Origin of the sequence: Xenorhabdus sp. SGI240 (genome assembly GCF_040081915.1) — a bacterium.
GTDB lineage: Bacteria > Pseudomonadota > Gammaproteobacteria > Enterobacterales > Enterobacteriaceae > Xenorhabdus > Xenorhabdus bakwenae.
In genome coordinates, this window is sequence record NZ_JBEBMB010000140.1 from 1 (window position 1) to 24,672 (window position 24,672).

A 24,672-nucleotide genomic window follows, 5' to 3' on the forward strand; every position below is an offset into this window, starting at 1 on the left:
TTCTCTCACTGTCCTTCGCGGCCTGTTTCAGCTCGGCGTCGGTCAGTGGGGGCGCATTATAGGGTGTTTTTCAGCGCTGACAATAGTTTTTTGCAATTTTATTTTCAAGTGAGCACTTTTTGGCCTTTTGAATATAAAAACCACTCAAACAGGCTAAAATTAATGCGGTTCATTCCATTGCGTAGCATTTTTTCCTCAATAACATTCCTATATAATTGCTTATATATTTGCGATCCACTATTACTGTTGAGGTTTTTATGCCTACTGTTTTACGCCAATATCTAAATTTCTATCCTCAAGTCGGCCAAAAAGTTCTTTTAGATCCTTCTTCTGTTGTAATTGGAAATGTCAGATTAGCAGATAATGTCAGCATTTGGCCCCTTGTAGTTATCAGGGGAGATGTAAATTATGTCTCAATTGGTTCACGTACAAATATTCAAGATGGTTCTGTTTTACATGTGACTCATAAATCTCCTGATAATCCAAATGGCTTCCCACTAATAATTGGCGAAGATGTCACGGTAGGTCATAAATCAATGCTACATGGGTGTAAAATTGGGAATCGAGTCTTAGTTGGCATGGGTTCCATTTTACTTGATGGAGTGACTATTGAAGACGATGTTGTGATTGGAGCAGGTAGCCTAGTTCCTCCAGGTAAAAAATTAAAAAGCGGTTACCTGTACGTCGGTAGCCCTGCCAAGCAAGTACGAAAACTCAAACCTGAAGAATTGGAAGGGCTGCTTTATTCCGCTAATAATTACGTTAGCTGGAAAAATGACTACCTATCAACACAATCTGAAAGCAAAGAGTAGCGCCCAAATTGATCATCATGCCCACTCAAAATGGCTGTTTCAAACTCTTCTTCCAAATCCCAGCGATGTTGGCGAAACAAATCGAGTGGGTGATGATCCTTGCCATAACGCCCTATTATTTCATCAGAACTAATCATACACTCCACCAGCAAACCATCCACCATTGCTGGGAATATTACCTTATTTTCTACCGCATCCCACTCTTCACGATCAGGAAATTGAATGGATTGGTTCATGCATGTAATTCCCGTCTTAAGGCCGTTAAAACAGGTTCTATTTCAGGAAACACTCCATGCCATAATTCAAAAGAATACGCAGCCTGCCCTACTAACATTCCTAAGCCATCAGCCAAACGTGAAACACCATGTTGGTGAGCGAACGTAAGGAAAGGAGTTAATCCATGCTGGTAATACATGTCGTAACACACACTATTATTTTGAAAAATCAACGGAGAGATGGCAGGAATTTGTCCATCAAGGCCAGAAGCTGTTGCATTAATGATAATATCAAAATCTGGCGTAATAAGGCCAAGATCACTCATTTCAATGGCCTGAATATCACCTAATAGAGAAAATGTATTTGCGATTATTTGAGCACGTTCAAATGTTCGGTTAGTAATAGTGACTGAACAGCCCAGTGATAACAAAGGAGACAATACACCTTTCGCAGCTCCACCAGCGCCTATGATCAGAATCTTCTGTCCTTGAGAGAGGAATTTGAGTCGCTGCAAGTCTACTAATAATCCCATTCCATCAGTATTGTCACCGAGCAGTCGGTTTCCCGATATCCGTTTTAATGTGTTAACTGCACCACAGATACCCGCCCGTTCAGTCAATTCATCAGAGCATTTATAGGCACGTTCTTTGAAAGGAACAGTGATATTCGCTCCTACCCCCCCCTGTTTGAAAAAATAAGCTAAGGTTTGTTCAAAGTTTTCTACCGGAGCAAGTACTCTCCCATACTGATGCTCGATACCTGTTTGTTCAGCAAACAATCGATGAATATAAGGAGACTTACTATGCGCAATTGGATTACCAAAAACAGCGAATTTATCCATGATTACCTATCCTTGCCGATATAATTTGCCAGTTAACGCATCCCTGATTTCTGATGGATTCTTACGCCCACCAACTTCTCCTTCTAATATTGGGACACGATCGCCAAATTGCTGTCGTACTTCTTCTACACTACGACATGGGTCTAATCCACTTAGATTCGCACTAGTCGAAACAAGTGGTTTTTCATATATAGCACATAGCTGCTGAACCAAAGGGTGAGCCGTAACTCGAACGGCCAATGTTGAAAATTTGCCAGTCAACCATTTTGGTGTGGTCGCTTTCGCGGGGATTACCCACGTAACAGGACCAGGCCAAGATGAGAGTATGGTTTCTTTCTGTATATCATTTATCTGTTCATCATCAATATAAGGACATAATCTCTCATACTTATCAGCAATAAGAATTAGCCCTTTCTCCCAAGACCTATTTTTCAACGCTAATAGCTCTTGCACTGCATTTTCACTATCAGGGTCACACCCTAATCCAAAAACGGCTTCAGTAGGATAAGCAATAACTTTTTCTTCTTTTAAGGCCGTGATAACTTCATCAAATACTGGTGAGATTACGTAACTCATTTCATTTCTCAATTTCATTAACTTGCTGCTTACTACACAATTTACTGGCACAAAATAATTTTACGCCTTGGGAAGTGCGCTTTTCTATTAACAGTGGGTAGTGACAAAACGTGCATTCACCTGATATAGGCTTATTGTTAAGTGCAAACTGACATTCTGGATAGCGATTACAGGAATAAAATGTCTTACCAAAACGAGATTTACGCTGGAGTAATTTTCCTTGCTGGCATTGAGGACAATTAATTGACGTATCATCTGGTTTATCAATTAATTCTGTATATTCACATTCAGGATAATGACCACAGCCAATAAACATACCGTAACGCCCTTGACGTAAGACTAAAGTGAAACCACATTTTGGACAGATTTGCCCATCCAATTCTTTAACAATATGTCCGTCTATTTGTGCTTTCAAAGGACGAAGATAATGGCAAGATGGATAACCGGAACACGCATAAAATGGGCCATGATCACCATTGCGGATCACTAACTCAGCATTACACTTTGGGCAACGCTCTATTTTTTTTATAGTAAAAGGTACTTTCTTAGACATATCTCACTCGCTGAATATCGGCAGCCGCCATAACATTGGAAAAAAGCACAAATTAAATCGCTTAATTAGTTCGGACATACCCACCAGCAACAACAGCAACTTTTCCTATGAGTTCCAACTCCAATAATTTGGTCATAACTTCGGTAACTGGCAGAGAAGAGCGCTGGGCAATCACATCAACAGGTGTAACTTCACTACTTACGTTAACCAGCACATCCACAAATGGCAACTCTGTTTGTTCAAATTGTTTATTTTCTTCCTCCTGACCTTTCTCTTCGATGTTAACCCATTGAAATGAAGAGCCAATATGTTCCATAATATCCATTACATTTGTTGCCAAATAAGCCCCTTGTTTAATCAACCAATGATTACCTTCGTTCGCAGGAGTGCCTAATGGACCAGGTAATGCAAAGATGTCTCGCCCTTGTTCAAGAGCGCAACGTGCTGTAATCAGTGATCCACTATTCTTATGAGCTTCCACAATAAGAAGAGCCAAACTTAACCCACTAATAATTCGATTTCGCCTTGGGAAATGCTTGGCTTTAGGTGGCGCATCAGGAAAAAATTCGGAAACTAATGCCCCATTTTCTTTAATATGTCCGGCCAAGGACTTATGTCTACTGGGGTAGATATTTTTAAAACCACTACCAAGTACCGCGACTGTTTTCCCTCCCGAATCCAATGCTGCCTGATGGCAGATACCGTCAATACCAATCGCCAGTCCACTAGTTATTACCAGATTATTTTTAGCCAAATCACTAGCAAATATCTTTCCCCATTTTTCACCATAAAAAGTCGCAGCCCTACTACCAACCATTGAAATTTGCTTTTGCGATAAGGCCGATACATCACCTACAACAAAAAGAACAAGAGGTGGAGAGTGTATTTGCTTTAATAAAGGCGGATATGCGGGATGAGAGAAAGTCAACAAATGATGATCTGGTTGTTCTAACCAATTGAGAGCCGAAATCAGCACGGAAGTGTTAGCTTTCATAAATTGCAAGCATTGTGCAGATGACAGACCACATGCTTTAAGAGAAGATATGCTGCAATTTTTCGTTTGCAACAGGCGATCCATAATAAGCATGGCCTTTGCAGCTGAAAGATGAGAGACCATTTTCATTCTTAACCACATTTCCATCGCTTCCATATCGTCATCCTGATCTGAGGTTGAGAGCAATCCTCTCATGATTAATTTATGTTCAATACTGTCAATCTAAATGGGAAATGTCTAGAATAGGCATCAATTATCACTCACTTTTTGAATGCAGTTCTAAATATATATGTCAATTTTACAAGTATTACACTATCCAGATGAGCGACTTCGCACAGTTGCCAAGCCAGTAGAAAAAGTCAATGCAGAAATTCAGCGTATCGTTGATGATATGTTTGAAACGATGTATGCAGAGGAAGGTATTGGTTTAGCGGCAACACAAGTCGATATACATCAGAGAATTATTGTCATTGACGTTTCTGAGGAGCGTGATCAACGTCTTGTTCTGATGAACCCGGAATTGATTAATGCAACCGGTGAAACAGGAATAGAAGAAGGTTGTTTATCTGTTCCTGAACAGCGTGGATTTGTGCCTCGTTCTGAGCAAGTAAAAATTAAGGCCTTAGACTATAACGGCCAACCATTTGAATTAGAAGCTGATGGATTACTGGCAATCTGTATTCAACATGAAATGGATCATTTAGTCGGTAAACTCTTTGTTGATTATTTATCACCATTGAAACGCCAACGCATCCGTCAGAAAGTTGAAAAAATTGACCGACTGAGAGCCAAAAACAAATAACTTTTATTATCGCAGGAAATAACAGTGTCTGACTCTTTACGTATTATTTTTGCCGGAACGCCTGATTTCGCGGCTCGCCATTTGGCTGCTTTATTAAACTCTCAACACCAGGTTGTCGGAGTACTCGCTCCACCAGACAAGCCGGCAGGAAGAGGTAAGAAACTGACACCACGTCCTATAAAGGTATTGGCTGAAGAACATGATATTCCTGTTTTCCAGCCAAAAACCTTACGTACAGAAGAAAGTCAACAATGGGTCATGGAACAACAAGCTGATATTATGATCGTTGTTGCCTATGGCTTAATTCTTCCTCAAGCCGTTTTAGATATACCACGTCTAGGATGCTTGAATGTCCACGGTTCTTTGCTACCTCGCTGGCGTGGTGCAGCCCCCATTCAGCGCTCCATTTGGGCTGGCGACCAAGAAACTGGCATAACGATCATGCAAATGGATGCCGGACTTGATACGGGTAATATGCTGTTGAAAGCTATTTGCCCAATTACAAATGAAGATACTAGTGCTAGTTTATACGAAAAGCTTGCCAATATTGGGCCAAAAGCCTTACTCAACACCTTAGATTTAATCACATCGGGGACATGTCAACCTAAAATTCAGGATGACACACTTGCGACCTACGCCGAAAAACTGAGTAAAGAGGACGCAAAAGTAGATTGGAATTTACCTGCAAGCCAAATTGAACGTTGTATTCGTGCTTTCAACCCCTGGCCTATGAGCTTCTTCTTAGTTGATGATCAACCAATTAAAATCTGGCAGTCAGAAGTCATTGCAGAGCAAACCACCCAAGCTCCTGGAACAATTATCAGCGCAGATAAAAAAGGTATTCAAATTGCAACTGCGGATGGGATATTAAATATTGTTCAATTGCAACCACCAGGCAAGAAAGCAATGTCGGTTGCCGATCTCTTAAACTCCAAACGTGAGTGGTTTACACCTGGTAGCAAAATCAACTGATACTAACCTGACTTTGCCTGAATGTTTTAGCATTCAGGCTTCTTCCTATTTTTTACCATACTGACGAAAGTCAGCTTTTTGACCATACCATGAAAAATACATATAACCTGAGAAGCATCGCTGCAAAAGCAATCACCCAAGTGCTTGACCAAGGGCAATCCCTCAGCACTGTGATACCTGAACTCCAACAAAAAGTTTCTGATAAAGATAAGGCGTTGTTGCAAGAAATCTGTTTTGGTGTGATGAGAGTATTACCTCAGCTTGAGTGGTTTATCAGTCAACTAATGGCAAAGCCATTGAAAGGAAAACAACGTATTTTTCACTACCTAATCATGGTGGGTATATATCAGCTGATATATACACGTATACCTGCACACGCTGCACTTGCCGAAACCGTCAATGGCGCCACTCATTTAAAACGACCACAGCTTAAAGGGGTAATTAATGGTGTCCTTCGCCAATTTCAGCGCCAACAACAAGAATTAATCGAACGGGCAAATAATCAACACCTACATCCCAAATGGCTGCTAGAACACATTCAAAAAGCATATCCACAAAATTGGCAAACTATAGTGAATGCCAACAACCAAAAACCACCTATGTGGCTACGGGTTAACCAATCCCATCATGCAGCAAAAGAATATCTTGCACTATTAGAAGAAGCTAATATAGAAGCAGAATTAGATATCAACCATCCTAGTGCTATTCGTCTTCTGAACCCCTGTCCTGTCAGTGCACTACCCGGATTTAGCCAAGGCTGGGTAACTATTCAGGATCGCTCCGCACAGGGATGCGCTGAACTCTTAGGCCCATGCAATGGTGAATCTATACTGGATCTTTGTGCTGCACCTGGCGGAAAAACTACTCATATACTCGAAATAGCACCAAAATCTAAGGTTCTTGCTATCGATATTGATGAGCAACGAATTAAGCGAGTAAAAGAGAATTTACAACGACTTAACTTGCATGCTGTCGTCAAAACAGGTGATGGACGCCTTCCACACGAGTGGGCTGCTGATGAACAATTTGATCGTATTCTTCTTGACGCGCCATGCTCTGCTACAGGGGTTATTCGCCGTCACCCTGACATAAAATGGCTACGCAGGAGTGAAGATATAAATCAACTAGTTACATTGCAATCTGAAATCCTTGAAGCTATCTGGCCATATTTGAAGCGAAATGGCACGCTGGTTTATGCCACCTGTTCAATTTTACCTCAGGAAAATAGTGAGCAAATAAAAGAGTTTTTGGCCTGTCATCCCGATGCAGTATTATCAGAAGCAGGTAATTCGGATACTCCTGGAACACAGATTATTCCAGAAGCTACGGGTGGTGATGGTTTCTTTTATGCCCGACTAACTAAACAATAATAACGCTCTCTCGTTCCAACTGAACGAGAGAATTTTATGGTTTTGCTAAAATATCAAGAATAAAAGATGGCTTCCAATTGAGAAGAGAATGCTATGAAGATAATCATTCTGGGTGCTGGCCAGGTTGGTGGGACATTAGCTGAGAATTTAGTTGATGAAAACAATGATATTACTGTCGTTGATACCGATACAGATCGTCTACGCCAGTTACAGGATAAATTCGATCTCCGAGTTGTCAATGGCTATGGCTCCCATCCCAGAGTATTGAAGGAAGCTGGCGCTGAAGATGCTGATATGTTAATAGCTGTCACAAATTCAGATGAAACCAATATGGTTGCATGCCAAATTGCTTATTCTCTATTTAACACACCCAATAAAGTCGCCAGAATACGCTCATCAGAATATATCCGAGAATCAGAAAAATTATTTCAACCTGATGATATTCCTATTGATTATCTAATATCCCCTGAGCAACTGGTTATTGATTACATCTATAAATTAATCCAATACCCAGGAGCATTACAAGTTGTTAATTTTGCTGAAGGGCGTGTCAGCATTGTTGCGGTTAAGGCCTATTATGGTGGTTCACTGGTAGGCAATGCCTTATCCTCACTCCGAGAGCATATGCCACATATTGATAGCAAAGTTGCTGCAATATTTCGTCAAGATCGCCCGATTAGACCTCAAGGTTCAACAATTATTGAAGCTGGAGATGAAGTCTTCTTCGTTGCAGCATCACAACATATCAGGGCCGTAATGAGCGAATTACAACGCCTTGAAAAACCGTATAAACGCATCATGATTGTTGGGGGCGGTAATGTTGGTGCAGGCTTAGCCGCACGACTTGAAAAAGATTACAGCGTCAAGCTAATTGAACATAACCAAAAAAGGGCCATTGAATTAGCTGAACTATTGCACGATACCATCGTGTTTTATGGTGATGCTTCAGACCAAGAATTACTAGCTGAAGAACATATTGAACAAGTTGACGTTTTTATAGCGCTAACAAATGATGATGAAGCCAATATTATGTCAGCCATGCTTGCAAAACGAATGGGGGCCAAAAAAGCAATGGTTCTTATTCAACGCAGTGCATATGTTGATTTAGTACAAGGTGGGGTCATTGATATTGCAATTTCACCTCAACAAGCAACAGTATCAGCGCTACTTGGTCATGTCCGTAAAGCAGATATTGTCAGTGTATTCTCATTAAGAAGAGGAGTTGCTGAAGCTATCGAGGCCATAGCTCATGGCGATGAACATACTTCAAAAGTTGTTGGGCGTAAGATAGGTGATATCAAATTACCACCAGGAACAACAATAGGTGCCATTGTCCGTAATGAAGAAGTCATCATTGCTAATGATTACAGTATTATTCAACAAGGTGATCATGTAATCATGTTTATTACTGATAAAAAATTCGTGCCTGAAGTAGAAAAGCTTTTCCAGCCAAGTCCTTTCTTCCTGTAAAAACATCAATTCGGACTTATTCGATTATAGAATCTACTTAAAAAGCTAGAAGGCCAATGATAACAACTTAATAAAATTATTATCATTGGCCTCCCAACCATGCTTTTCTTTACGATTATAACTTCCTTTACCTTTTTTATTTTTCTCTACTCTCTGCCTAAACAAAGGATCATGTAGTAAAGCCTCTATAGCATTATCTTTGATAACACCTTTTTTATGGCGATATGTTGTCATCATAACCTCTAAATTAATTAATAAAATAATTTTATGATTAAAAACAGTGCGATTGTACTCTTAGTACTCAGAACAATAAAGAAAAATTATCTGCTTGTCGCACCTTCTTCCAGAATTTCTAATATAGAACAATATGTACTGACGTGAGTACTACCACAACAAGCATCACTCAACATTTTCAAAGAATCACGCATTTTTTGCATTTCTAATAATTTTTCTTCAACTTCTCGCAATCTAGAATCAACAATATGTTTTGATTCCTTGCATGTATGATGTTCAGGATCAACCCGAATAGATAATAGTTCTACAATTGCTTCGAGTGTAAAACCTAATTGTTTTGCATAGCGGATAAAACGTAATCGCTGTAGATCCTGTTCAGTGTATAGTCTATAACCACCTTCTGTTCTTTCTCCATGAAGCATCAGCCCCTGTTTTTCATAAAAACGGATAGTGTCAGGTGTTACACCTGCTAATTTTGCCAACTGACCGATACGATACATAAGATTCTCCTATCAAGTAGAAAATAATCACAATACTACCAGAATAGGCTAAGAGATCATCTGAACAGGAAAAATTTGCAGATTAGCTGATGAATATAAAACGGAGAATTAAAGGATCAAAATTAAAAGGCAATAAAAAACCGGGATAATACCCGGCTTTTTACGCTCCTACAGATTACTCTGCAGACGCTACTTCTGTCTGAGACTCTGCTGCACGGTCAACAAGCTCGATGTATGCCATCGGTGCATTGTCACCTGTACGGAAGCCACACTTCAGAATACGAGTGTAACCCCCTGCACGGCTCGCAAAACGCGGACCCAGTTCATTAAACAATTTTGCCACGATCTCGTTATCACGAGTACGGGCGAATGCCAGACGACGATTAGCTACGCTGTCGGTCTTGGCAAGAGTAATCAGCGGCTCAACGACGCGACGCAGTTCTTTCGCTTTAGGCAGAGTCGTCTTGATGATTTCATGACGAACTAAAGAACCTGCCATGTTACGAAACATAGCTTGGCGATGGCTGCTGTTGCGGTTCAATTGACGACCACTCTTACGATGGCGCATGACCTTATCCTTCTCAGTAAAACCTTAACCTGTGATCTAGTTACTCATCAGCAATACTTGCTGGTGGCCAGTTTTCCAGACGCATGCCCAGAGAAAGTCCACGTGAAGCCAGTACATCTTTAATCTCAGTAAGAGATTTTTTACCCAAGTTAGGTGTTTTAAGTAACTCAACTTCAGTACGCTGTACCAAATCACCGATGTAGTGGATAGCTTCTGCTTTAAGGCAGTTAGCAGAGCGGACAGTCAATTCCAGATCGTCAACAGGGCGCAGCAGGATCGGATCAAACTCTGGCTTCTCTTCTTTTACTTCTGGTTGACGTACATCACGTAAATCAACGAAAGCTTCTAGTTGTTCAGCCAGAATGGTAGCTGCACGGCGAATCGCCTCTTCAGGATCGATTGTACCGTTAGTTTCCATCTCGATAACCAGCTTATCCAAGTCAGTACGCTGTTCTACACGAGCTGCTTCAACATTGTAGGCGATACGCTCTACTGGGCTATAGCAAGCATCTACTAACAAACGACCGATAGGGCGCTCATCTTCTTCCGAATGAATTCGGGCAGAAGCCGGCACATATCCACGACCGCGCTGAACTTTTATACGCATACTAATGGAAGCGCTTTCGTCAGTCAGATGGCAGATTACGTGCTGCGGCTTGACGATTTCGACATCACCATCATGGATGATATCGGCTGCAGTCACAGGGCCAATGCCAGATTTATTCAAAGTAAGGATAACTTCATCTTTACCCTGAACTTTCACCGCCAGCCCTTTCAGATTGAGGAGAATCTCCAGGATATCTTCCTGTACACCTTCTTTGGTGCTGTACTCATGCAGTACACCATCAATCTCAACCTCAGTCACCGCACAACCCGGCATAGACGAAAGCAGAATACGGCGCAGTGCGTTGCCAAGAGTATGGCCAAAGCCACGCTCTAATGGCTCAAGGGTCACCTTGGCGTGCGTCGAACTGACTTGCTCGATATCTACCAGGCGCGGTTTTAGAAACTCTGTCACAGAACCCTGCATTGTGTCCTCTCTTTGGTACTAAGCTTTACTTAGAGTAAAGCTCGACGATCAGGTGTTCGTTAATGTCAGCGGATAGATCAGTACGTTCAGGAATACGCTTGAACACACCTTCCATCTTCGCAGCATCAACTTCCAACCAAGTTGGTTTCTCACGCTGCTCAGCCAGCTCTAAAGCTGCTTTAATGCGAGCCTGCTTCTTCGCTTTTTCACGAACGCTGACTACGTCATTCGGGGATACCTGATAAGAAGCGATGTTAACAACGCGACCATTTACCGTGATAGCCTTATGGCTTACCATCTGACGTGATTCAGCACGAGTCGCGCCAAAACCCATACGATAAACGACGTTATCCAAGCGACTTTCCAGCAAATTCAGCAGGTTTTCACCTGTGTTGCCTTTCAGACGAGTCGCTTCTTTATAGTAGTTACGGAATTGACGCTCCAGAACACCGTAAATACGACGAACTTTTTGTTTTTCACGTAACTGTACACCATAGTCAGACAGACGCGGTTTACGTGCGCCGTGCTGGCCTGGTGCCTGTTCTAACTTACACTTGGTGTCAATCGCGCGAACGCCAGACTTCAGGAAAAGGTCTGTACCCTCGCGACGGCTCAGCTTGAGCTTAGGACCCAAATATCTTGCCATTTTCTTTCTCCAACAATCCTAAAAAACGAAGACGTACTAAACGCGACGTTTTTTCGGTGGACGACAACCGTTATGAGGGATCGGAGTCACATCCGTAATATTAGTGATGCGGAAACCAGCCGCATTTAATGCGCGGATAGTTGACTCACGGCCAGGACCAGGTCCTTTAACCATAACTTCCAGGTTCTTAATTCCGTACTCTTTTACTGCTTCAGCGCAGCGCTCTGCCGCAACCTGAGCTGCAAACGGAGTAGATTTACGAGAACCACGGAAACCGGAACCCCCGGCAGTTGCCCAACCCAATGCGTTACCCTGACGATCAGTAATAGTAACGATGGTATTGTTGAAAGAAGCATGGATATGAGCCACACCGTCAGAGACTTGTTTTCTTACACGCTTACGTGCACGAATAGGTGCTTTTGCCATTATTCAATACCCCGATTATTTCTTGATCGGTTTACGCGGACCCTTACGGGTACGTGCATTGGTCTTAGTACGCTGACCGCGAACTGGCAGACCACGACGATGACGTAAACCACGATAGCAACCAAGATCCATCAGACGTTTGATACTCAGGGTTACTTCACGACGCAGATCACCTTCTACAACGTATTTGGCAACTTCGTCACGCAGCTTGTCAATTTGCTCTTCAGACAGCTCACTGATCTTAACATTTTCAGCAATGCCCACTGCTGCACAAATTGCTTGTGAGCGGGTTTTACCGATACCGTAGATCGAAGTTAATGCGATTACAGTATGTTTCTGATCAGGAATGTTAATGCCTGCTATACGGGCCACTATGCACTCCTACAATATTTATTCACTGCAACATCATTCTGAAAAGCCCGTTTTCAGGATACTCAAACAATGTTGCTGTCAGATAAAAAAGATTGGCTGGCTAATTTAGCCAGCTCAACCCAACTTTGCAAGAAAAATATGCGACTAATTAGCCTTGGCGCTGTTTGTGCTTAGGCTCTGCATTGCAAATCACACGAACGATACCGTTACGTTTAACAATTTTGCAATTGCGGCATAATTTCTTGACGGAAGCACGAACTTTCATTTTTACTCTCCGTAACTTCTCAAGCAAACCAATTAGCGGTTATATCCTTTCAGGTTTGCCCTCTTCAATGCAGACTCATATTGACTCGACATCATAAGAGTTTGCACTTGAGCCATAAAGTCCATGATGACGACGACTACAATCAGTAGAGAAGTACCACCAAAATAGAATGGAACTTTCATTGCATCACGCATGAACTCCGGGATTAAGCAGATAAAAGTAATATATAACGCACCAATTAAGGTTAGACGAGTCATTACTTTATCAATGTACTTAGCCGTTTGCTCTCCCGGACGAATTCCTGGTACGAATGCACCAGACTTCTTCAGGTTATCTGCTGTTTCTCTTGGATTAAAAACCAAAGCCGTGTAGAAGAAACAGAAGAAGATGATTGCAGAAGCGTATAATAACACATAAAGCGGTTGACCTGGTTGCAAATACATAGAAATAGTTGTCAACCAATTCCAGCCTGTTCCCCCTCCGAACCAAGAAGCTATGGTACCGGGGAACAAAATAATACTGGAAGCAAAAATTGCAGGGATAACCCCAGCCATATTCACTTTCAACGGCAAATGTGTACTTTGTGCCGCGAAAACTTTACGACCTTGCTGACGTTTTGCATAGTTAACAACGATACGGCGTTGACCACGCTCAATGAAAACAACGAAGAAAGTTACGGCAAATACTAATACTGCAACCAACAGCAACAGGAGGAAGTGCAGGTCGCCTTGCCGAGCTTGCTCGATGGTGTGACCAATTGCAGGCGGTAGACCCGCAACGATACCAGCAAAGATTATGATTGAAATACCGTTACCGATACCTCGCTCAGTAATCTGCTCACCCAACCACATCAAGAACATGGTTCCCGTGACCAGACTTACAACAGCCGTGAAATAGAATGCAACGCCAGGATTAATAACTAATCCTTGCATCCCAGGCATATTCGGCAATCCAGTAGCAATACCGATTGACTGGAATATTGCCAGCACCAATGTGCCATAACGGGTGTACTGACTGATCTTACGACGACCAGCTTCCCCTTCCTTCTTAATCTCTGCTAAACGGGGGTTAACCACAGTTAACAACTGGATAATAATAGACGCAGAAATATACGGCATTATACCCAGTGCAAAGATAGAAGCACGGCTTAAAGCACCACCAGAGAACATGTTAAACATTTCAATGATGGTGCCTCTTTGCTGCTCGAGCAATTTGGCAAGCACAGCGGCATCAATACCAGGGATTGGAATAAAAGAGCCAATACGGAAAACAATTAGAGCTCCAATGACAAACAAAAGTCTGCGTTTTAACTCGCCTAATCCGCCTTTGGCACTTTGAAAATCTAATCCTGGTTGTTTAGCCATCTGTTACTTATTCCTCAATTTTACCGTCAGCAGCTTCAATTGCAGCACGGGCGCCTTTAGTAACACGCAAGCCACGCACAGTTACTGCGCGATTGACTTCGCCAGAAAGCATTACTTTTGCGAATTCAATTTGAGGGCCAATAATGTTAGCAGCTTTCAGTGCATTCAGATCGATAACATCGCCTTCAACGTGGGCAAAATCAGACAGACGAATTTCTGCGGTGACCATTGCCTTACGTGAAGTAAAACCAAATTTTGGCAGACGACGGTATAAAGGCATCTGGCCACCTTCAAAACCACGACGCACGCCACCGCCAGAACGAGACTTCTGACCTTTGTGACCACGACCGCCAGTTTTACCCAGACCAGAACCAATACCACGACCTACACGTTTAGGTGCGTGCTTGGCACCTTCAGCCGGAGACAGAGTATTTAAGCGCATCTGTTACTCCTCAACTTTAACCATATAGGAAACCAAGTTGACCATACCGCGAATAGCTGGTGTATCTTCACGCTCAACAGTATGCCCAATGCGACGCAGACCTAAACCAGTCAGAGTTGCCTTATGCTTAGGCAAACGACCAATTGAACTGCGAACCTGAGTGATTTTAATAGTCTTAGCCATGGTCATTACCCCAGAATTTCTTCGACGGATTTGCCACGCTTAGCTGCGACCATTTCTGGAGACTTCATGCTGTCTAAAGCGTCCAGGGTTGCACGAACCACATTAATCGGGTTAGTGGAACCGTAGGTTTTAGCCAGTACGTTACGAACCCCAGCCACTTCCAAAACAGCACGCATCGCACCACCGGCGATGATACCTGTACCTTCGTGAGCAGGCTGCATGAACACGCGAGAACCGGTGTGTGAGCCTTTCACTGGATGGTACAGAGTGCCGCTGTTAAGTGCGACGTTTTTCATATTGCGACGTGCTTTTTCCATCGCTTTCTGGATTGCTGCCGGAACTTCGCGTGCTTTGCCGTAGCCAAAACCAACGCGACCGTTACCATCACCAACTACAGTCAGTGCTGTAAAGCTGAAAATGCGGCCACCTTTAACAGTTTTAGATACGCGGTTTACCGCGATCAGCTTTTCCTGCAGTTCGCCAGCTTGTTTTTCGATGTGAGCCATCTTACACCTCTACCTTAGAACTGAAGGCCAGCTTCACGGGCAGCATCTGCCAGTGCCTGGACTCTACCATGATATTGGAAACCAGAACGGTCAAAGGATACATCTTTGATGCCTTTTTCCAGAGCACGTTCAGCAACAATCTTACCAACTAATGCTGCGGCTTCTTTGTTTCCAGTAAATTTCAGTTGTTCACTGATAGCTTTTTCTGTTGTAGAAGCGGCCACCAGAGTTTCAGAACCATTTGGTGCGATAACCTGCGCATAAATATGGCGAGGGGTACGATGTACCACCAAGCGAGTCGCACCCAGTTCTTTGAGCTTGCGGCGTGCGCGGGTCGCACGACGGATACGAGCTGCTTTCTTATCCATAGTGTTACCTTACTTCTTCTTAGCCTCTTTGGTACGCACGACTTCATCGGCGTAACGAACACCTTTGCCTTTATATGGCTCAGGACGACGATAAGCACGCAAATCTGCCGCAACCTGACCAATCACTTGCTTATCAGCACCTTTCAGTACGATTTCAGTTTGTGATGGGCATTCCGCAGTTATGCCTGCTGGCAGCTGATGCTCAACCGGATGCGAGAAGCCTAAAGACAAGCTAACTGCGTTGCCTTTAACTGCTGCACGATAACCAACACCAACCAGCTGAAGTTTCTTAGTGAAACCTTCGTTAACACCAATAACCATAGCGTTCAGCAGAGAACGAGTTGTACCTGCCTGCGCCCAAGCGTCAGCAAACCCTTCGCGCGGAGCGAAAGTCAGTTGGCTATCCGCATGATTAACTTCAACTGCGTTGTGGATTTTACGACTTAGCTCGCCGTTTTTACCCTTAATCGAAATAACCTGACCGTCGAGTTTAACCTCTACGCCGGCAGGAATGACGACGGGTGCTTTTGCAACACGAGACATTCTTTCCTCCCGAATTAAGCTACGTAGCAGAGAATCTCGCCACCCAGACCAGCCTGGCGAGCTGCACGATCAGTCATTACACCTTTAGAGGTAGAAACAACAGCGATTCCCAAACCAGCCATAACTTGTGGCAGCTCATCTTTTTTCTTATAGATGCGCAGACTTGGGCGGCTTACACGCTGAATGCTTTCTACAACAGCCTTACCTTGGAAATACTTCAGAGTAACTTCCAGTTCTGGCTTAGTGTCGCCTTCGATTTTAAAATCTTCAATGTAACCTTCTTCCTTCAGCACCTTGGCAATTGCCACTTTCAGCTTGGAGGAAGGCATGGTGACCGCAACTTTATTCGCGGCCTGACCGTTACGGATACGGGTCAGCATATCCGCGATCGGATCTTGCATGCTCATCTGTCTTTACTCCCGTGATTCAATTGGTGACAATTACCAGCTAGCCTTTTTAAGGCCCGGGATTTCACCGCGCATAGCGGCTTCACGGACTTTAATACGGCTCAACCCAAACTTCCGCAAAAATGCATGCGGACGCCCAGTTTGACGGCAGCGGTTACGCTGACGGCAAGGGCTGGAATCACGTGGCAGTGTTTGCAGTTTAAGAACAGCATTCCAACGGTCTTCATCAGATGCATTTACATCAGAGATGATCGCTTTCAGTTCAACGCGTTTTGCGAAGAATTTCTCAGCTAATTTCGCACGTTTTACATCACGTGCTTTCATTGATTGCTTAGCCATGAGTACCCTGCCTTACTTGCGGAACGGGAAGTTAAACGCAGCCAACAGTGCGCGGCCTTCATCATCAGATTTCGCAGTAGTGGTGATAGTAATATCCAAACCACGTACGCGATCCACTTTATCGTAATCGATTTCAGGGAAGATGATTTGCTCACGAACACCCATGCTGTAGTTACCACGACCATCGAATGATTTAGCGGACAACCCACGGAAGTCACGGATACGTGGTACAGCAATAGAAATCAGGCGCTCAAAGAACTCCCACATGCGTTTTCCACGCAGGGTTACTTTACAGCCGATTGGATAGCCCTGACGGATTTTGAAGCCTGCAACTGATTTGCGTGCTTTGGTGATCAATGGCTTTTGACCAGAGATTGCTGCTAAGTCAGCCGCTGCGTTATCCAGCAGTTTTTTATCAGCAATTGCTTCACCAACACCCATGTTCAGGGTGATCTTCTCGACCCGAGGGACTTGCATGACAGAATGGTAACCAAACTGAGTCATCAGTTTCTTGACTACCTCGTCTTTGTAGTAATCATGCAGTTTCGCCATCGTATACTCCAAATTACTTGATAGTTTCGTTGTTAGATTTGAAGAAACGCACTTTTTTGCCATCTTCGAATCTAAAACCTACACGGTCAGCCTTGCCGGTTGCTGCGTTGAAAATTGCAACGTTAGAAACATTAATAGCTGCTTCTTTTTCAACGATGCCACCTGGTTGGTTCAGAGCCGGAACTGGCTTCTGATGTTTTTTTACCAGGTTGATGCCTTCAACAATAACTTTACCAGAAGAAAGAACCTGTTTTACTTTACCGCGCTTGCCTTTGTCTTTACCAGTCAGCACGATAATTTCGTCATCACGACGGATTTTCGCTGCCATAGCATGCTCCTTAGAGTACTTCAGGTGCCAGAGAAATAATTTTCATGAACTTTTCATTACGAAGTTCACGAGTCACCGGCCCAAAAATACGCGTACCGATAACTTGCTCACTATTGTTGTTCAACAATACGCAAGCGTTGCTATCGAAGCGAATGACAGAACCGTCCGGGCGACGAACACCCTTCTTGGTGCGCACCACTACCGCTTTCAGGACATCACCTTTTTTCACTTTACCACGAGGAATTGCTTCCTTGATAGTGATCTTGATGATGTCACCGACATGTGCGTAGCGACGGTGCGAGCCACCTAGAACCTTGATACACATTACGCGACGTGCACCGGAGTTGTCGGCCACGTTCAGCATAGTCTGTTCTTGGATCATTTTAGTGCTCCGCTAAATGTCAACTACTACTGAGCCACTTTATTTTAAAGAGGCCGTTTCAATATCCCACACTACGAGGGCGCGGCATTATAACACCACATCTTCGCGATGGACAGAAAAATAAACGGCCCCGTTATATTTTGGGCCGTTTATTTTGTACGATACAGCGATCTATTATAGAACCGCTTTCTCTACGACGCGAACTAAAGTCCAAGATTTAGTCTTAGACAGTGGACGGGTTTCGCGGATTTCCACTACATCGCCAATTCCACATTCATTGTTCTCGTCATGTACGTGCAGTTTAGTCGTACGTTTGATGAATTTACCATACAATGGGTGTTTCACCTTACGCTCAATAGCAACAACAATGGATTTTTCCATTTTGTCGCTAATAACACGACCTTGCAGAGTACGGATTTTATCGGTCATTACGCACCCGCCTTCTCAGTCAGTAAAGTCTTAACGCGTGCAATATTACGACGCACTTGTTTCAACAGGTGAGACTGTTGCAGCTGGCCACTTGCCGCCTGCATACGCAGATTGAATTGTTCACGTAACAGGTTCAGCAGCTCAGTGTTCAGCTCTTCAACGCTTTTTTCGCGCAGCTCTTGTGCTTTCATTACATCACCGTCTTAGTTACAAAGGTGGTTTTGATAGGCAGTTTCGCTGCTGCCAGCTTGAATGCTTCACGAGCCAGCTCTTCAGGCACACCGTCCATTTCATACAGGACTTTACCGGGTTGGATCAAGGCAACCCAGTATTCTACGTTACCTTTACCTTTACCCATACGCACTTCGAGTGGCTTTTCGGTGATAGGTTTGTCTGGGAACACACGGATCCAGATTTTACCTTGACGTTTAATTGCACGGGTCATAGCACGACGTGCCGCTTCGATCTGACGAGCAGTCAGACGACCACGGCCCACAGCTTTCAGACCGAAAGTGCCGAAGCTAACATCCGCACCTGCAGCCAGACCACGGTTGCGGCCTTTGTGCACTTTACGGAATTTCGTACGCTTTGGTTGTAACATCAGCGACTCTCCTTACTTGCGGCCTTTACGCTGCTGCTTTTTAGGTTGAGCAGCCGGTTTTTCCGCCTGTTCAACTGCAGCCATACCACCCAGGATCTCACCTTTGAAGATCCATACCTTAACGCCGATTACACCATAAGTGGTGTGCGCTTCAGAAGTATTGTAGTCGATGTCTGCACGCAGAGTATGCAGAGGTACACGACCTTCACGATACCACTCAGTACGTGCAATTTCAGCACCGCCCAGACGGCCGCTGACTTCCACTTTGATACCTTTAGCGCCCAAACGCATAGCGTTCTGTACAGCACGTTTCATAGCACGGCGGAACATTACACGACGTTCCAGCTGTGAACTGATGCTGTCAGCAACCAATTTTGCGTCCAGTTCAGGTTTACGTACTTCGGCAATATTGATCTGCGCAGGAACGCCAGCGATATCCGCTACAGCCTTACGCAGTTTTTCAACGTCTTCACCTTTTTTACCGATTACAATACCTGGACGAGCAGTGTGAATGGTTACACGGATGCTTTTCGCAGGACGTTCGATAACGATACGTGAAATAGATGCTTTAACCAGTTCTTTGTTCAAGTACTGGCGAACTTTAAAGTCGCTGTCCAGGTTGTCAGCGAATTCTTTGGTATTCGCATACCAGGTAGAGTTCCAAGGTTTGACAATACCCAGACGAATACCATTAGGATGTACTTTCTGACCCATTGCTAGTCTCCAGAGTCTCAGCGATCGGACACAACCACAGTGATGTGGCTGGTGCGCTTCAGGATACGATCTGCGCGGCCTTTGGCACGAGGCATAATACGCTTCATAGTTGGGCCTTCGTCTACGAAAATTTTCGTGACTTTCAGATCATCGATGTCAGCGCCATCGTTGTGTTCTGCGTTAGCAATAGCAGACTCAAGTACTTTCTTCACTAAACCAGCAGCTTTTTTGTTGGTATAGTTCAGAGTTTCCAGAGCTTGCGACACTTTCTTACCGCGGATCAGGTCAGCCACAAGGCGAACCTTCTGAGCAGAAGAACGAGCGTGGCGATGTTTAGCGATAGTTTCCATCTCTTCCTCCTACCTTAGCGCTTTTTAGCCTTTTTATCGGCCGCATGGCCGCGATAAGTACGGGTCGGCGCGAATTCACCCAGTTTATGACCAACCATTTCGTCGGACACAAAAACTGGTACATGCTGACGACCATTATGGACAGCGATGGTCAAACCGATCATGTTAGGAAAGATCGTTGAACGACGGGACCAAGTCTTAATAGGCTTTTTGTCTCCGCTTTCCACCGCTTTCTCTACCTTCTTCAGCAAGTGCAGGTCAATAAATGGACCTTTCTTGAGAGAACGTGGCATGGTTTATCCTCTAATTATTTTTTAGAACGGCGACGTACGATATATTTATCAGTACGTTTGTTGCTACGGGTCTTCTTACCTTTGGTCTGGATGCCCCATGGAGTTACAGGGTGTTTACCAAAGTTACGACCTTCACCACCACCATGTGGATGGTCTACTGGGTTCATCGCCGTACCACGAACAGTAGGACGAATACCACGCCAGCGGCTTGCACCAGCTTTACCCAGAACGCGCAGCATATGTTCTGCGTTACCAACTTCACCTAAAGTAGCGCGGCAATCAGACAGTATTTTACGCATTTCACCAGAACGCAGACGCAGGGTCACATAAGAACCATCACGTGCAACGATCTGAGCATAAGCACCTGCTGAACGAGCCAACTGGCCACCTTTACCTGGTTTCATTTCTATGTTGTGAACAGTAGAACCAACCGGAATGTTGCGCATTGGCAGGGCGTTACCGGTCTTGATCGCTGAATCAGCACCAGACTGGATTTGATCACCCGCTTTCAGGCCTTTAGGCGCAAGGATGTAACGACGCTCACCGTCTTTGTACAGAACCAGTGCGATGTTTGCTGAACGGTTTGGATCATATTCCAGACGCTCAACAACAGCAGGGATACCATCTTTGTTACGTTTAAAGTCAACCAGACGATAATGCTGTTTATGGCCACCACCGATGTGACGAGTGGTAATACGACCATTGTTGTTACGACCACCAGTTTTGTTGTTTTTTTCCAACAACGGAGCATAAGGTTTACCCTTATGCAGCTCAGGGTTAACCACTTTAACAACGTGGCGACGGCCCGGAGACGTAGGTTTACATTTAACAATTGCCATTGTTCTTTACTCCTCCGACTTACTCAGCGCCGCCAACGAAGTCCAGGTTCTGGCCTTCTTTCAAGGTGACGTAAGCCTTTTTCCAGTCGCTACGACGACCAATACGCTGTCCGTGGCGTTTAACTTTACCTTTAACCAGCAAAGTGTTTACACCTTCCACTTCAACTTCAAACAGTTTCTGTACGGCAGCTTTGATCTCTGCTTTAGTCGCGTCTTTCGCAACTTTGAGAACGATGGTGTTGCTTTTCTCCATCGCTGTAGAAGCTTTTTCAGATACGTGCGGCGCGCGCAGTACTTTCAGCAGACGTTCTTCACGGATCATGCCAGCATCTCCTCAACTTGCTTCACAGCTTCAGCAGTCATAACCACTTTGTCGAAGGCAATCAGGCTTACAGGATCGATACCAGCTGTATCACGAACGTCAACCTTGTACAGGTTACGAGCAGCTAAGAACAGATTTTCATCAACTTCGCTAGTGACGATCAGCACGTCTTCCAGAGCCATTTCTTTTAGTTTCTGTACCAGCAACTTAGTTTTAGGTGCTTCAACAGAGAACTTCTCGACAACGATCAGACGATCTTGACGTACCAGTTCAGACAAGATGCTTTTCAGAGCACCACGGTACATCTTTTTATTAACTTTTTGACTGTGGTCCTGTGGTTTCGCTGCGAAAGTTACACCACCAGAGCGCCAAATTGGACTCTTAATAGAACCAGAACGTGCACGGCCAGTGCCTTTCTGACGCCATGGTTTTTTACCTGAACCAGAAACTTCAGCACGAGTTTTCTGAGCACGAGTACCTTGACGAGCACCAGCTGCATACGCAACAACTACTTGATGCACAAGCGCTTCATTGAAATCACGCCCGAAGGTAGTTTCGGAAACAGTCAGCGCGCTTTGCGCGTCTTTCATTACCAATTCCATTCCTATCTCCTTGACGTTACGCCTTGACAGCCGGTTTTACGATCAGGTTACTGTTCGTTGCACCTGGAACAGCACCTTTGACCAGCAGCAGGTTACGCTCAGCGTCAACACGTACTACATCCAAGCTCTGAACGGTTACGCGCTCATTACCCAGTTGGCCTGCCATTTTCTTGCCTTTAAACACTTTGCCCGGAGTCTGGTTCTGACCGATAGAACCCGGAACACGGTGAGACAAGGAGTTACCATGAGTAGCATCTTGAGTACGGAAGTTCCAGCGTTTAACAGTACCCGCGAAACCTTTACCTTTAGATGTACCAGTAACGTCAACTTTTTTAACGTCAGCGAAAATTTCAACGCTAATGCTTTGACCTACAGTGAATTCAGCATCGTTTTCTGACAGGCGGAATTCACGCAGAATGCGGCCAGCTTCAACGCCAGCTTTAGCGAAATGACCTGCTTCAGCTTTCTTAACACGACTAGCTTTTTTGCTACCAGTCGTTACCTGAATTGCACGATAACCGTCAGTCTCTTTGTTTTTAACTTGAGTTACACGGTTATTATCGATTTCGATAACAGTTACAGGGATTGAAACGCCATCTTCAGTGAAGATGCGAGTCATGCCCACTTTTTTACCGACTAAACCAATCATTGTTTCAACCTCTCAATCGTTCAATGACCTGATTAACCCAGGCTGATCTGCACATCTACACCGGCAGCCAGATCCAGACGCATCAGAGCATCAACGGTTTTCTCGGTTGGCTCAACGATGTCAACCAGACGTTTGTGAGTGCGAATTTCGTACTGATCACGCGCATCTTTATTTACGTGTGGAGAAATCAGAACGGTAAAGCGCTCTTTACGAGTCGGCAGCGGGATCGGACCACGAACCTGCGCACCAGTGCGCTTCGCAGTCTCTACGATTTCCGCAGTTGATTGATCGATCAAACGATGATCAAATGCTTTCAGGCGGATACGGATTCTTTGGTTCTGCATGAGACCAGAGCTCCAACTATTTTATAAACGTAAATGATTACTCCTCACACCCATTTCGGTTGATGGGGGAGCGTAATCGTTCTGTGCATAACCCCCATATCGGAGGTATTTTAAATGGCGGTTATTTATCACCGCTCATTACTGATAATAAATCAGTCCTACTCTGTGTAGGTAAGCCCGCGCATTATACGTGAATTTACTCACAAAGCAATATTAAGAGTGAAATCTATGCAAAAAGTACATACTAGAAAGAGGAAAATAAGAAAGAAAATGGGAGAAAACGCCCTATATACATCAAATTATAGGGCGACAAAATTATAGCTATTCTTCTTCACTAAGCTGAGATTGAATGTAATTTTGTATTCCAATTCTAGTTATCAGTTCAAGTTGAGTTTCCAACCAATCAATATGATTTTCTTCATCAGCAAGCACCTCTATCATCAAGTCTCTACTAACATAATCATGAACTGAATCGGCATATGCGATTGCTTCTCTGAGATCCTTTGCACCACGTAATTCTAATTCCAGATCAGATTTCAGCATTTCTTCTACATCTTCGCCTATATTGAGCTTGCCTAAATCTTGTAGATTTGGCACCCCCTCCAGAAAAAGAATACGTTCAATAAATTTATCTGCGTGCTTCATCTCATCAATGGACTCGTGATACTCGACATCATTCAAACGTATCAATCCCCAGTTCTTAAACATTCGGGCATGCAAGAAATATTGATTGATGGCGACAAGTTCATTGCCGAGAAGTTTATTAAAATGTGCAATTATTTTTTTATCACCTTTCATAGCAAGGTCCTCCGCTTCCAGTAACTAAAGTGTAGTACTAATTTGGCAGAGTAATTGCAAGAAAATTGTGCTTATTTTAGGCAACATTATTTATTGGAGGTAGTAGGGCAATTTCCTCATTCATGATTTCACGTGCTTGACGTATACATTTTCCGCAGTCGTTTCCTACAGGAACAAAATTCCTCAACTCTCTGATAGAGCGAATATGTTGCTGATTAACAGCATTACGTATGGTTTTATCGCTTATTGCATTGCAGAGACAAACATACATGGAAGCACTCTTTTAACTATTTACACACTCTTGATGACTATTTAGGTCGGATAAAAACCCCATACCCAAAATTTATCCACGCTTATAAAATAAAAGAAACCCCGTAATAGTAAATAGAAATAAATATCATTTCAATTATTGTTTTTATTTTGTTGAATAACAAAAAAACCACCAATTTCGGTGGCTCAAAATACAAAAAGAGGAGCCTTAGCTCCTCTTTCTCATAATCTTTTGATAACTAAAGATTAAGCAATAACTTTAGCAACAACACCGGCACCTACAGTACGGCCACCTTCACGGATGGCGAAACGCAGACCTTCGTCCATTGCGATTGGGGCAATCAGGTTAACTACCATGTTGATGTTGTCACCTGGCATAACCATCTCTACGCCTTCTGGC

General features: G+C 43.8%; 42 protein-coding genes and 1 pseudogene. 5 read left to right on the forward strand and 38 right to left on the reverse strand.

Annotated features, from left to right (window positions below; genetic code table 11):
- Window positions 1–257 precede the first annotated feature (257 nt).
- Window positions 258–812 carry a gamma carbonic anhydrase family protein gene (locus ABLA76_RS17310; protein ID WP_047771680.1) on the forward strand — a complete coding sequence of 185 codons (555 nt, stop codon included), beginning with the start codon at window positions 258–260 and terminating at the stop codon, window positions 810–812.
- Here the strand turns inward: ABLA76_RS17310 and ABLA76_RS17315 are convergent.
- From ABLA76_RS17315 to dprA, 5 genes are all read right to left on the reverse strand, one after another.
- Window positions 779–1,048, reverse strand: coding sequence for a DUF1488 domain-containing protein (locus ABLA76_RS17315; RefSeq protein ID WP_047771681.1), 270 nt, complete (start codon window positions 1,046–1,048; stop codon window positions 779–781). The two genes, ABLA76_RS17310 and ABLA76_RS17315, sit on opposite strands and share 34 nt — an antisense overlap.
- Entirely contained in the window at window positions 1,045–1,869 is an 825-nt protein-coding gene (gene aroE, locus ABLA76_RS17320) for a shikimate dehydrogenase (RefSeq protein ID WP_348988877.1), read from the reverse strand. Before aroE ends, ABLA76_RS17315 begins: the two co-directional genes overlap by 4 nt.
- 6 nt (window positions 1,870–1,875) lie before the next feature.
- Complete coding sequence (tsaC, locus tag ABLA76_RS17325; protein ID WP_348988885.1) at window positions 1,876–2,445, reverse strand: L-threonylcarbamoyladenylate synthase type 1 TsaC; 570 nt, start codon at window positions 2,443–2,445, stop codon at window positions 1,876–1,878.
- 1 nt (window position 2,446) lies between these two features.
- Window positions 2,447–2,998 (reverse strand): type I DNA topoisomerase, encoded by a 552-nt coding sequence (locus ABLA76_RS17330; protein WP_047771684.1) that lies wholly within the window; start codon window positions 2,996–2,998, stop codon window positions 2,447–2,449.
- Between the two features lie 61 nt (window positions 2,999–3,059).
- Complete coding sequence (dprA, locus tag ABLA76_RS17335) at window positions 3,060–4,148, reverse strand: DNA-protecting protein DprA (protein ID WP_348988878.1); 1,089 nt, start codon at window positions 4,146–4,148, stop codon at window positions 3,060–3,062.
- Between the two features lie 133 nt (window positions 4,149–4,281).
- Here dprA and def point away from each other — a divergent pair, with 133 nt between their 5' ends.
- From def to trkA, 4 genes are all read left to right on the forward strand, one after another.
- Entirely contained in the window at window positions 4,282–4,794 is a 513-nt protein-coding gene (gene def, locus ABLA76_RS17340; RefSeq protein ID WP_348988879.1) for a peptide deformylase, read from the forward strand.
- A gap of 24 nt (window positions 4,795–4,818) precedes the next feature.
- Window positions 4,819–5,766 carry a methionyl-tRNA formyltransferase gene (gene fmt, locus ABLA76_RS17345; RefSeq protein ID WP_348988880.1) on the forward strand — a complete coding sequence of 316 codons (948 nt, stop codon included), beginning with the start codon at window positions 4,819–4,821 and terminating at the stop codon, window positions 5,764–5,766.
- Window positions 5,767–5,855: 89 nt separating this feature from the next.
- A complete protein-coding gene (gene rsmB / locus ABLA76_RS17350) occupies window positions 5,856–7,136 on the forward strand; it encodes a 16S rRNA (cytosine(967)-C(5))-methyltransferase RsmB (protein ID WP_348988881.1) in 1,281 nt (426 codons plus the stop codon).
- A gap of 93 nt (window positions 7,137–7,229) precedes the next feature.
- Window positions 7,230–8,606: a Trk system potassium transporter TrkA gene (gene trkA, locus ABLA76_RS17355; RefSeq protein ID WP_348988882.1), complete on the forward strand. Its 1,377-nt coding sequence runs from the start codon at window positions 7,230–7,232 to the stop codon at window positions 8,604–8,606.
- Between the two features lie 45 nt (window positions 8,607–8,651).
- Here the strand turns inward: trkA and ABLA76_RS17360 are convergent, their stop codons facing one another.
- The 33 genes and pseudogenes from ABLA76_RS17360 to tuf form a co-directional block, all read right to left on the reverse strand.
- Window positions 8,652–8,840: a ribosome alternative rescue factor ArfA gene (locus ABLA76_RS17360; RefSeq protein WP_099133067.1), complete on the reverse strand. Its 189-nt coding sequence runs from the start codon at window positions 8,838–8,840 to the stop codon at window positions 8,652–8,654.
- 86 nt (window positions 8,841–8,926) lie between these two features.
- The gene (gene zntR, locus ABLA76_RS17365) at window positions 8,927–9,340 is read right to left on the reverse strand and encodes a Zn(2+)-responsive transcriptional regulator (protein WP_285808853.1); all 414 of its coding nucleotides are present in this window, start codon (window positions 9,338–9,340) and stop codon (window positions 8,927–8,929) included.
- 175 nt (window positions 9,341–9,515) lie between these two features.
- Window positions 9,516–9,908, reverse strand: a complete 393-nt coding sequence (gene rplQ, locus ABLA76_RS17370; protein ID WP_047771693.1) for a 50S ribosomal protein L17 — start codon at window positions 9,906–9,908, stop codon at window positions 9,516–9,518.
- 40 nt (window positions 9,909–9,948) lie between these two features.
- Window positions 9,949–10,938 carry a DNA-directed RNA polymerase subunit alpha gene (gene rpoA / locus ABLA76_RS17375; RefSeq protein ID WP_038269634.1) on the reverse strand — a complete coding sequence of 330 codons (990 nt, stop codon included), beginning with the start codon at window positions 10,936–10,938 and terminating at the stop codon, window positions 9,949–9,951.
- 25 nt (window positions 10,939–10,963) lie between these two features.
- The gene (rpsD, locus tag ABLA76_RS17380; protein WP_013183231.1) at window positions 10,964–11,584 is read right to left on the reverse strand and encodes a 30S ribosomal protein S4; all 621 of its coding nucleotides are present in this window, start codon (window positions 11,582–11,584) and stop codon (window positions 10,964–10,966) included.
- A gap of 36 nt (window positions 11,585–11,620) precedes the next feature.
- A complete protein-coding gene (gene rpsK / locus ABLA76_RS17385) occupies window positions 11,621–12,010 on the reverse strand; it encodes a 30S ribosomal protein S11 (RefSeq protein ID WP_002919257.1) in 390 nt (129 codons plus the stop codon).
- Window positions 12,011–12,025: 15 nt separating this feature from the next.
- Complete coding sequence (gene rpsM, locus ABLA76_RS17390) at window positions 12,026–12,382, reverse strand: 30S ribosomal protein S13 (RefSeq protein ID WP_047771694.1); 357 nt, start codon at window positions 12,380–12,382, stop codon at window positions 12,026–12,028.
- 148 nt (window positions 12,383–12,530) lie between these two features.
- Complete coding sequence (rpmJ, locus tag ABLA76_RS17395) at window positions 12,531–12,647, reverse strand: 50S ribosomal protein L36 (protein ID WP_045968063.1); 117 nt, start codon at window positions 12,645–12,647, stop codon at window positions 12,531–12,533.
- 32 nt (window positions 12,648–12,679) lie between these two features.
- Window positions 12,680–14,011: a preprotein translocase subunit SecY gene (gene secY / locus ABLA76_RS17400; RefSeq protein WP_047771696.1), complete on the reverse strand. Its 1,332-nt coding sequence runs from the start codon at window positions 14,009–14,011 to the stop codon at window positions 12,680–12,682.
- A 7-nt stretch (window positions 14,012–14,018) separates the two neighbouring features.
- Window positions 14,019–14,453 carry a 50S ribosomal protein L15 gene (gene rplO / locus ABLA76_RS17405; protein WP_348988883.1) on the reverse strand — a complete coding sequence of 145 codons (435 nt, stop codon included), beginning with the start codon at window positions 14,451–14,453 and terminating at the stop codon, window positions 14,019–14,021.
- Between the two features lie 3 nt (window positions 14,454–14,456).
- A complete protein-coding gene (gene rpmD / locus ABLA76_RS17410) occupies window positions 14,457–14,636 on the reverse strand; it encodes a 50S ribosomal protein L30 (RefSeq protein ID WP_045968059.1) in 180 nt (59 codons plus the stop codon).
- Between the two features lie 5 nt (window positions 14,637–14,641).
- The gene (gene rpsE / locus ABLA76_RS17415) at window positions 14,642–15,142 is read right to left on the reverse strand and encodes a 30S ribosomal protein S5 (protein ID WP_047771698.1); all 501 of its coding nucleotides are present in this window, start codon (window positions 15,140–15,142) and stop codon (window positions 14,642–14,644) included.
- 14 nt (window positions 15,143–15,156) lie between these two features.
- Window positions 15,157–15,510, reverse strand: coding sequence for a 50S ribosomal protein L18 (rplR, locus tag ABLA76_RS17420; protein WP_047771700.1), 354 nt, complete (start codon window positions 15,508–15,510; stop codon window positions 15,157–15,159).
- Window positions 15,511–15,519: 9 nt separating this feature from the next.
- Window positions 15,520–16,053: a 50S ribosomal protein L6 gene (gene rplF, locus ABLA76_RS17425; protein WP_047771701.1), complete on the reverse strand. Its 534-nt coding sequence runs from the start codon at window positions 16,051–16,053 to the stop codon at window positions 15,520–15,522.
- A gap of 14 nt (window positions 16,054–16,067) precedes the next feature.
- Window positions 16,068–16,460, reverse strand: coding sequence for a 30S ribosomal protein S8 (gene rpsH / locus ABLA76_RS17430; RefSeq protein WP_038269618.1), 393 nt, complete (start codon window positions 16,458–16,460; stop codon window positions 16,068–16,070).
- A 33-nt stretch (window positions 16,461–16,493) separates the two neighbouring features.
- Window positions 16,494–16,799 carry a 30S ribosomal protein S14 gene (gene rpsN, locus ABLA76_RS17435; protein WP_010847489.1) on the reverse strand — a complete coding sequence of 102 codons (306 nt, stop codon included), beginning with the start codon at window positions 16,797–16,799 and terminating at the stop codon, window positions 16,494–16,496.
- A gap of 12 nt (window positions 16,800–16,811) precedes the next feature.
- On the reverse strand, window positions 16,812–17,351 hold the full coding sequence (gene rplE / locus ABLA76_RS17440) for a 50S ribosomal protein L5 (protein WP_074021486.1): 540 nt from the start codon (window positions 17,349–17,351) through the stop codon (window positions 16,812–16,814).
- A 13-nt stretch (window positions 17,352–17,364) separates the two neighbouring features.
- Window positions 17,365–17,679 (reverse strand): 50S ribosomal protein L24, encoded by a 315-nt coding sequence (gene rplX / locus ABLA76_RS17445; RefSeq protein WP_045968050.1) that lies wholly within the window; start codon window positions 17,677–17,679, stop codon window positions 17,365–17,367.
- 10 nt (window positions 17,680–17,689) lie between these two features.
- Entirely contained in the window at window positions 17,690–18,061 is a 372-nt protein-coding gene (rplN, locus tag ABLA76_RS17450) for a 50S ribosomal protein L14 (protein ID WP_010847486.1), read from the reverse strand.
- 174 nt (window positions 18,062–18,235) lie between these two features.
- Entirely contained in the window at window positions 18,236–18,490 is a 255-nt protein-coding gene (gene rpsQ / locus ABLA76_RS17455) for a 30S ribosomal protein S17 (protein WP_038240484.1), read from the reverse strand.
- Window positions 18,490–18,681 carry a 50S ribosomal protein L29 gene (gene rpmC / locus ABLA76_RS17460; RefSeq protein WP_010847484.1) on the reverse strand — a complete coding sequence of 64 codons (192 nt, stop codon included), beginning with the start codon at window positions 18,679–18,681 and terminating at the stop codon, window positions 18,490–18,492. The genes rpsQ and rpmC overlap by 1 nt, the downstream gene beginning before the upstream one ends.
- On the reverse strand, window positions 18,681–19,091 hold the full coding sequence (rplP, locus tag ABLA76_RS17465; RefSeq protein ID WP_012990491.1) for a 50S ribosomal protein L16: 411 nt from the start codon (window positions 19,089–19,091) through the stop codon (window positions 18,681–18,683). Before rplP ends, rpmC begins: the two co-directional genes overlap by 1 nt.
- Window positions 19,092–19,103: 12 nt before the next feature.
- Window positions 19,104–19,805 carry a 30S ribosomal protein S3 gene (gene rpsC, locus ABLA76_RS17470; RefSeq protein WP_010847482.1) on the reverse strand — a complete coding sequence of 234 codons (702 nt, stop codon included), beginning with the start codon at window positions 19,803–19,805 and terminating at the stop codon, window positions 19,104–19,106.
- Window positions 19,806–19,822: 17 nt separating this feature from the next.
- Window positions 19,823–20,155, reverse strand: a complete 333-nt coding sequence (gene rplV, locus ABLA76_RS17475) for a 50S ribosomal protein L22 (protein ID WP_047771704.1) — start codon at window positions 20,153–20,155, stop codon at window positions 19,823–19,825.
- 14 nt (window positions 20,156–20,169) lie between these two features.
- Window positions 20,170–20,448 carry a 30S ribosomal protein S19 gene (gene rpsS / locus ABLA76_RS17480; protein ID WP_011148791.1) on the reverse strand — a complete coding sequence of 93 codons (279 nt, stop codon included), beginning with the start codon at window positions 20,446–20,448 and terminating at the stop codon, window positions 20,170–20,172.
- A 14-nt stretch (window positions 20,449–20,462) separates the two neighbouring features.
- Window positions 20,463–21,287 (reverse strand): 50S ribosomal protein L2, encoded by an 825-nt coding sequence (rplB, locus tag ABLA76_RS17485; protein ID WP_047771705.1) that lies wholly within the window; start codon window positions 21,285–21,287, stop codon window positions 20,463–20,465.
- Between the two features lie 19 nt (window positions 21,288–21,306).
- Entirely contained in the window at window positions 21,307–21,609 is a 303-nt protein-coding gene (rplW, locus tag ABLA76_RS17490) for a 50S ribosomal protein L23 (protein WP_038269605.1), read from the reverse strand.
- Entirely contained in the window at window positions 21,606–22,211 is a 606-nt protein-coding gene (gene rplD, locus ABLA76_RS17495) for a 50S ribosomal protein L4 (protein ID WP_099133064.1), read from the reverse strand. The genes rplW and rplD overlap by 4 nt, the downstream gene beginning before the upstream one ends.
- A gap of 16 nt (window positions 22,212–22,227) precedes the next feature.
- Window positions 22,228–22,860 carry a 50S ribosomal protein L3 gene (rplC, locus tag ABLA76_RS17500; protein ID WP_348988884.1) on the reverse strand — a complete coding sequence of 211 codons (633 nt, stop codon included), beginning with the start codon at window positions 22,858–22,860 and terminating at the stop codon, window positions 22,228–22,230.
- A 32-nt stretch (window positions 22,861–22,892) separates the two neighbouring features.
- The gene (rpsJ, locus tag ABLA76_RS17505) at window positions 22,893–23,204 is read right to left on the reverse strand and encodes a 30S ribosomal protein S10 (protein WP_001181005.1); all 312 of its coding nucleotides are present in this window, start codon (window positions 23,202–23,204) and stop codon (window positions 22,893–22,895) included.
- 321 nt (window positions 23,205–23,525) lie between these two features.
- Window positions 23,526–24,002, reverse strand: coding sequence for a bacterioferritin (gene bfr, locus ABLA76_RS17510; protein WP_047771708.1), 477 nt, complete (start codon window positions 24,000–24,002; stop codon window positions 23,526–23,528).
- Between the two features lie 76 nt (window positions 24,003–24,078).
- Entirely contained in the window at window positions 24,079–24,273 is a 195-nt protein-coding gene (bfd, locus tag ABLA76_RS17515) for a bacterioferritin-associated ferredoxin (protein WP_072059828.1), read from the reverse strand.
- Window positions 24,274–24,518: 245 nt separating this feature from the next.
- Window positions 24,519–24,672, reverse strand: a pseudogene (gene tuf / locus ABLA76_RS17520) (elongation factor Tu); the annotation flags it as partial.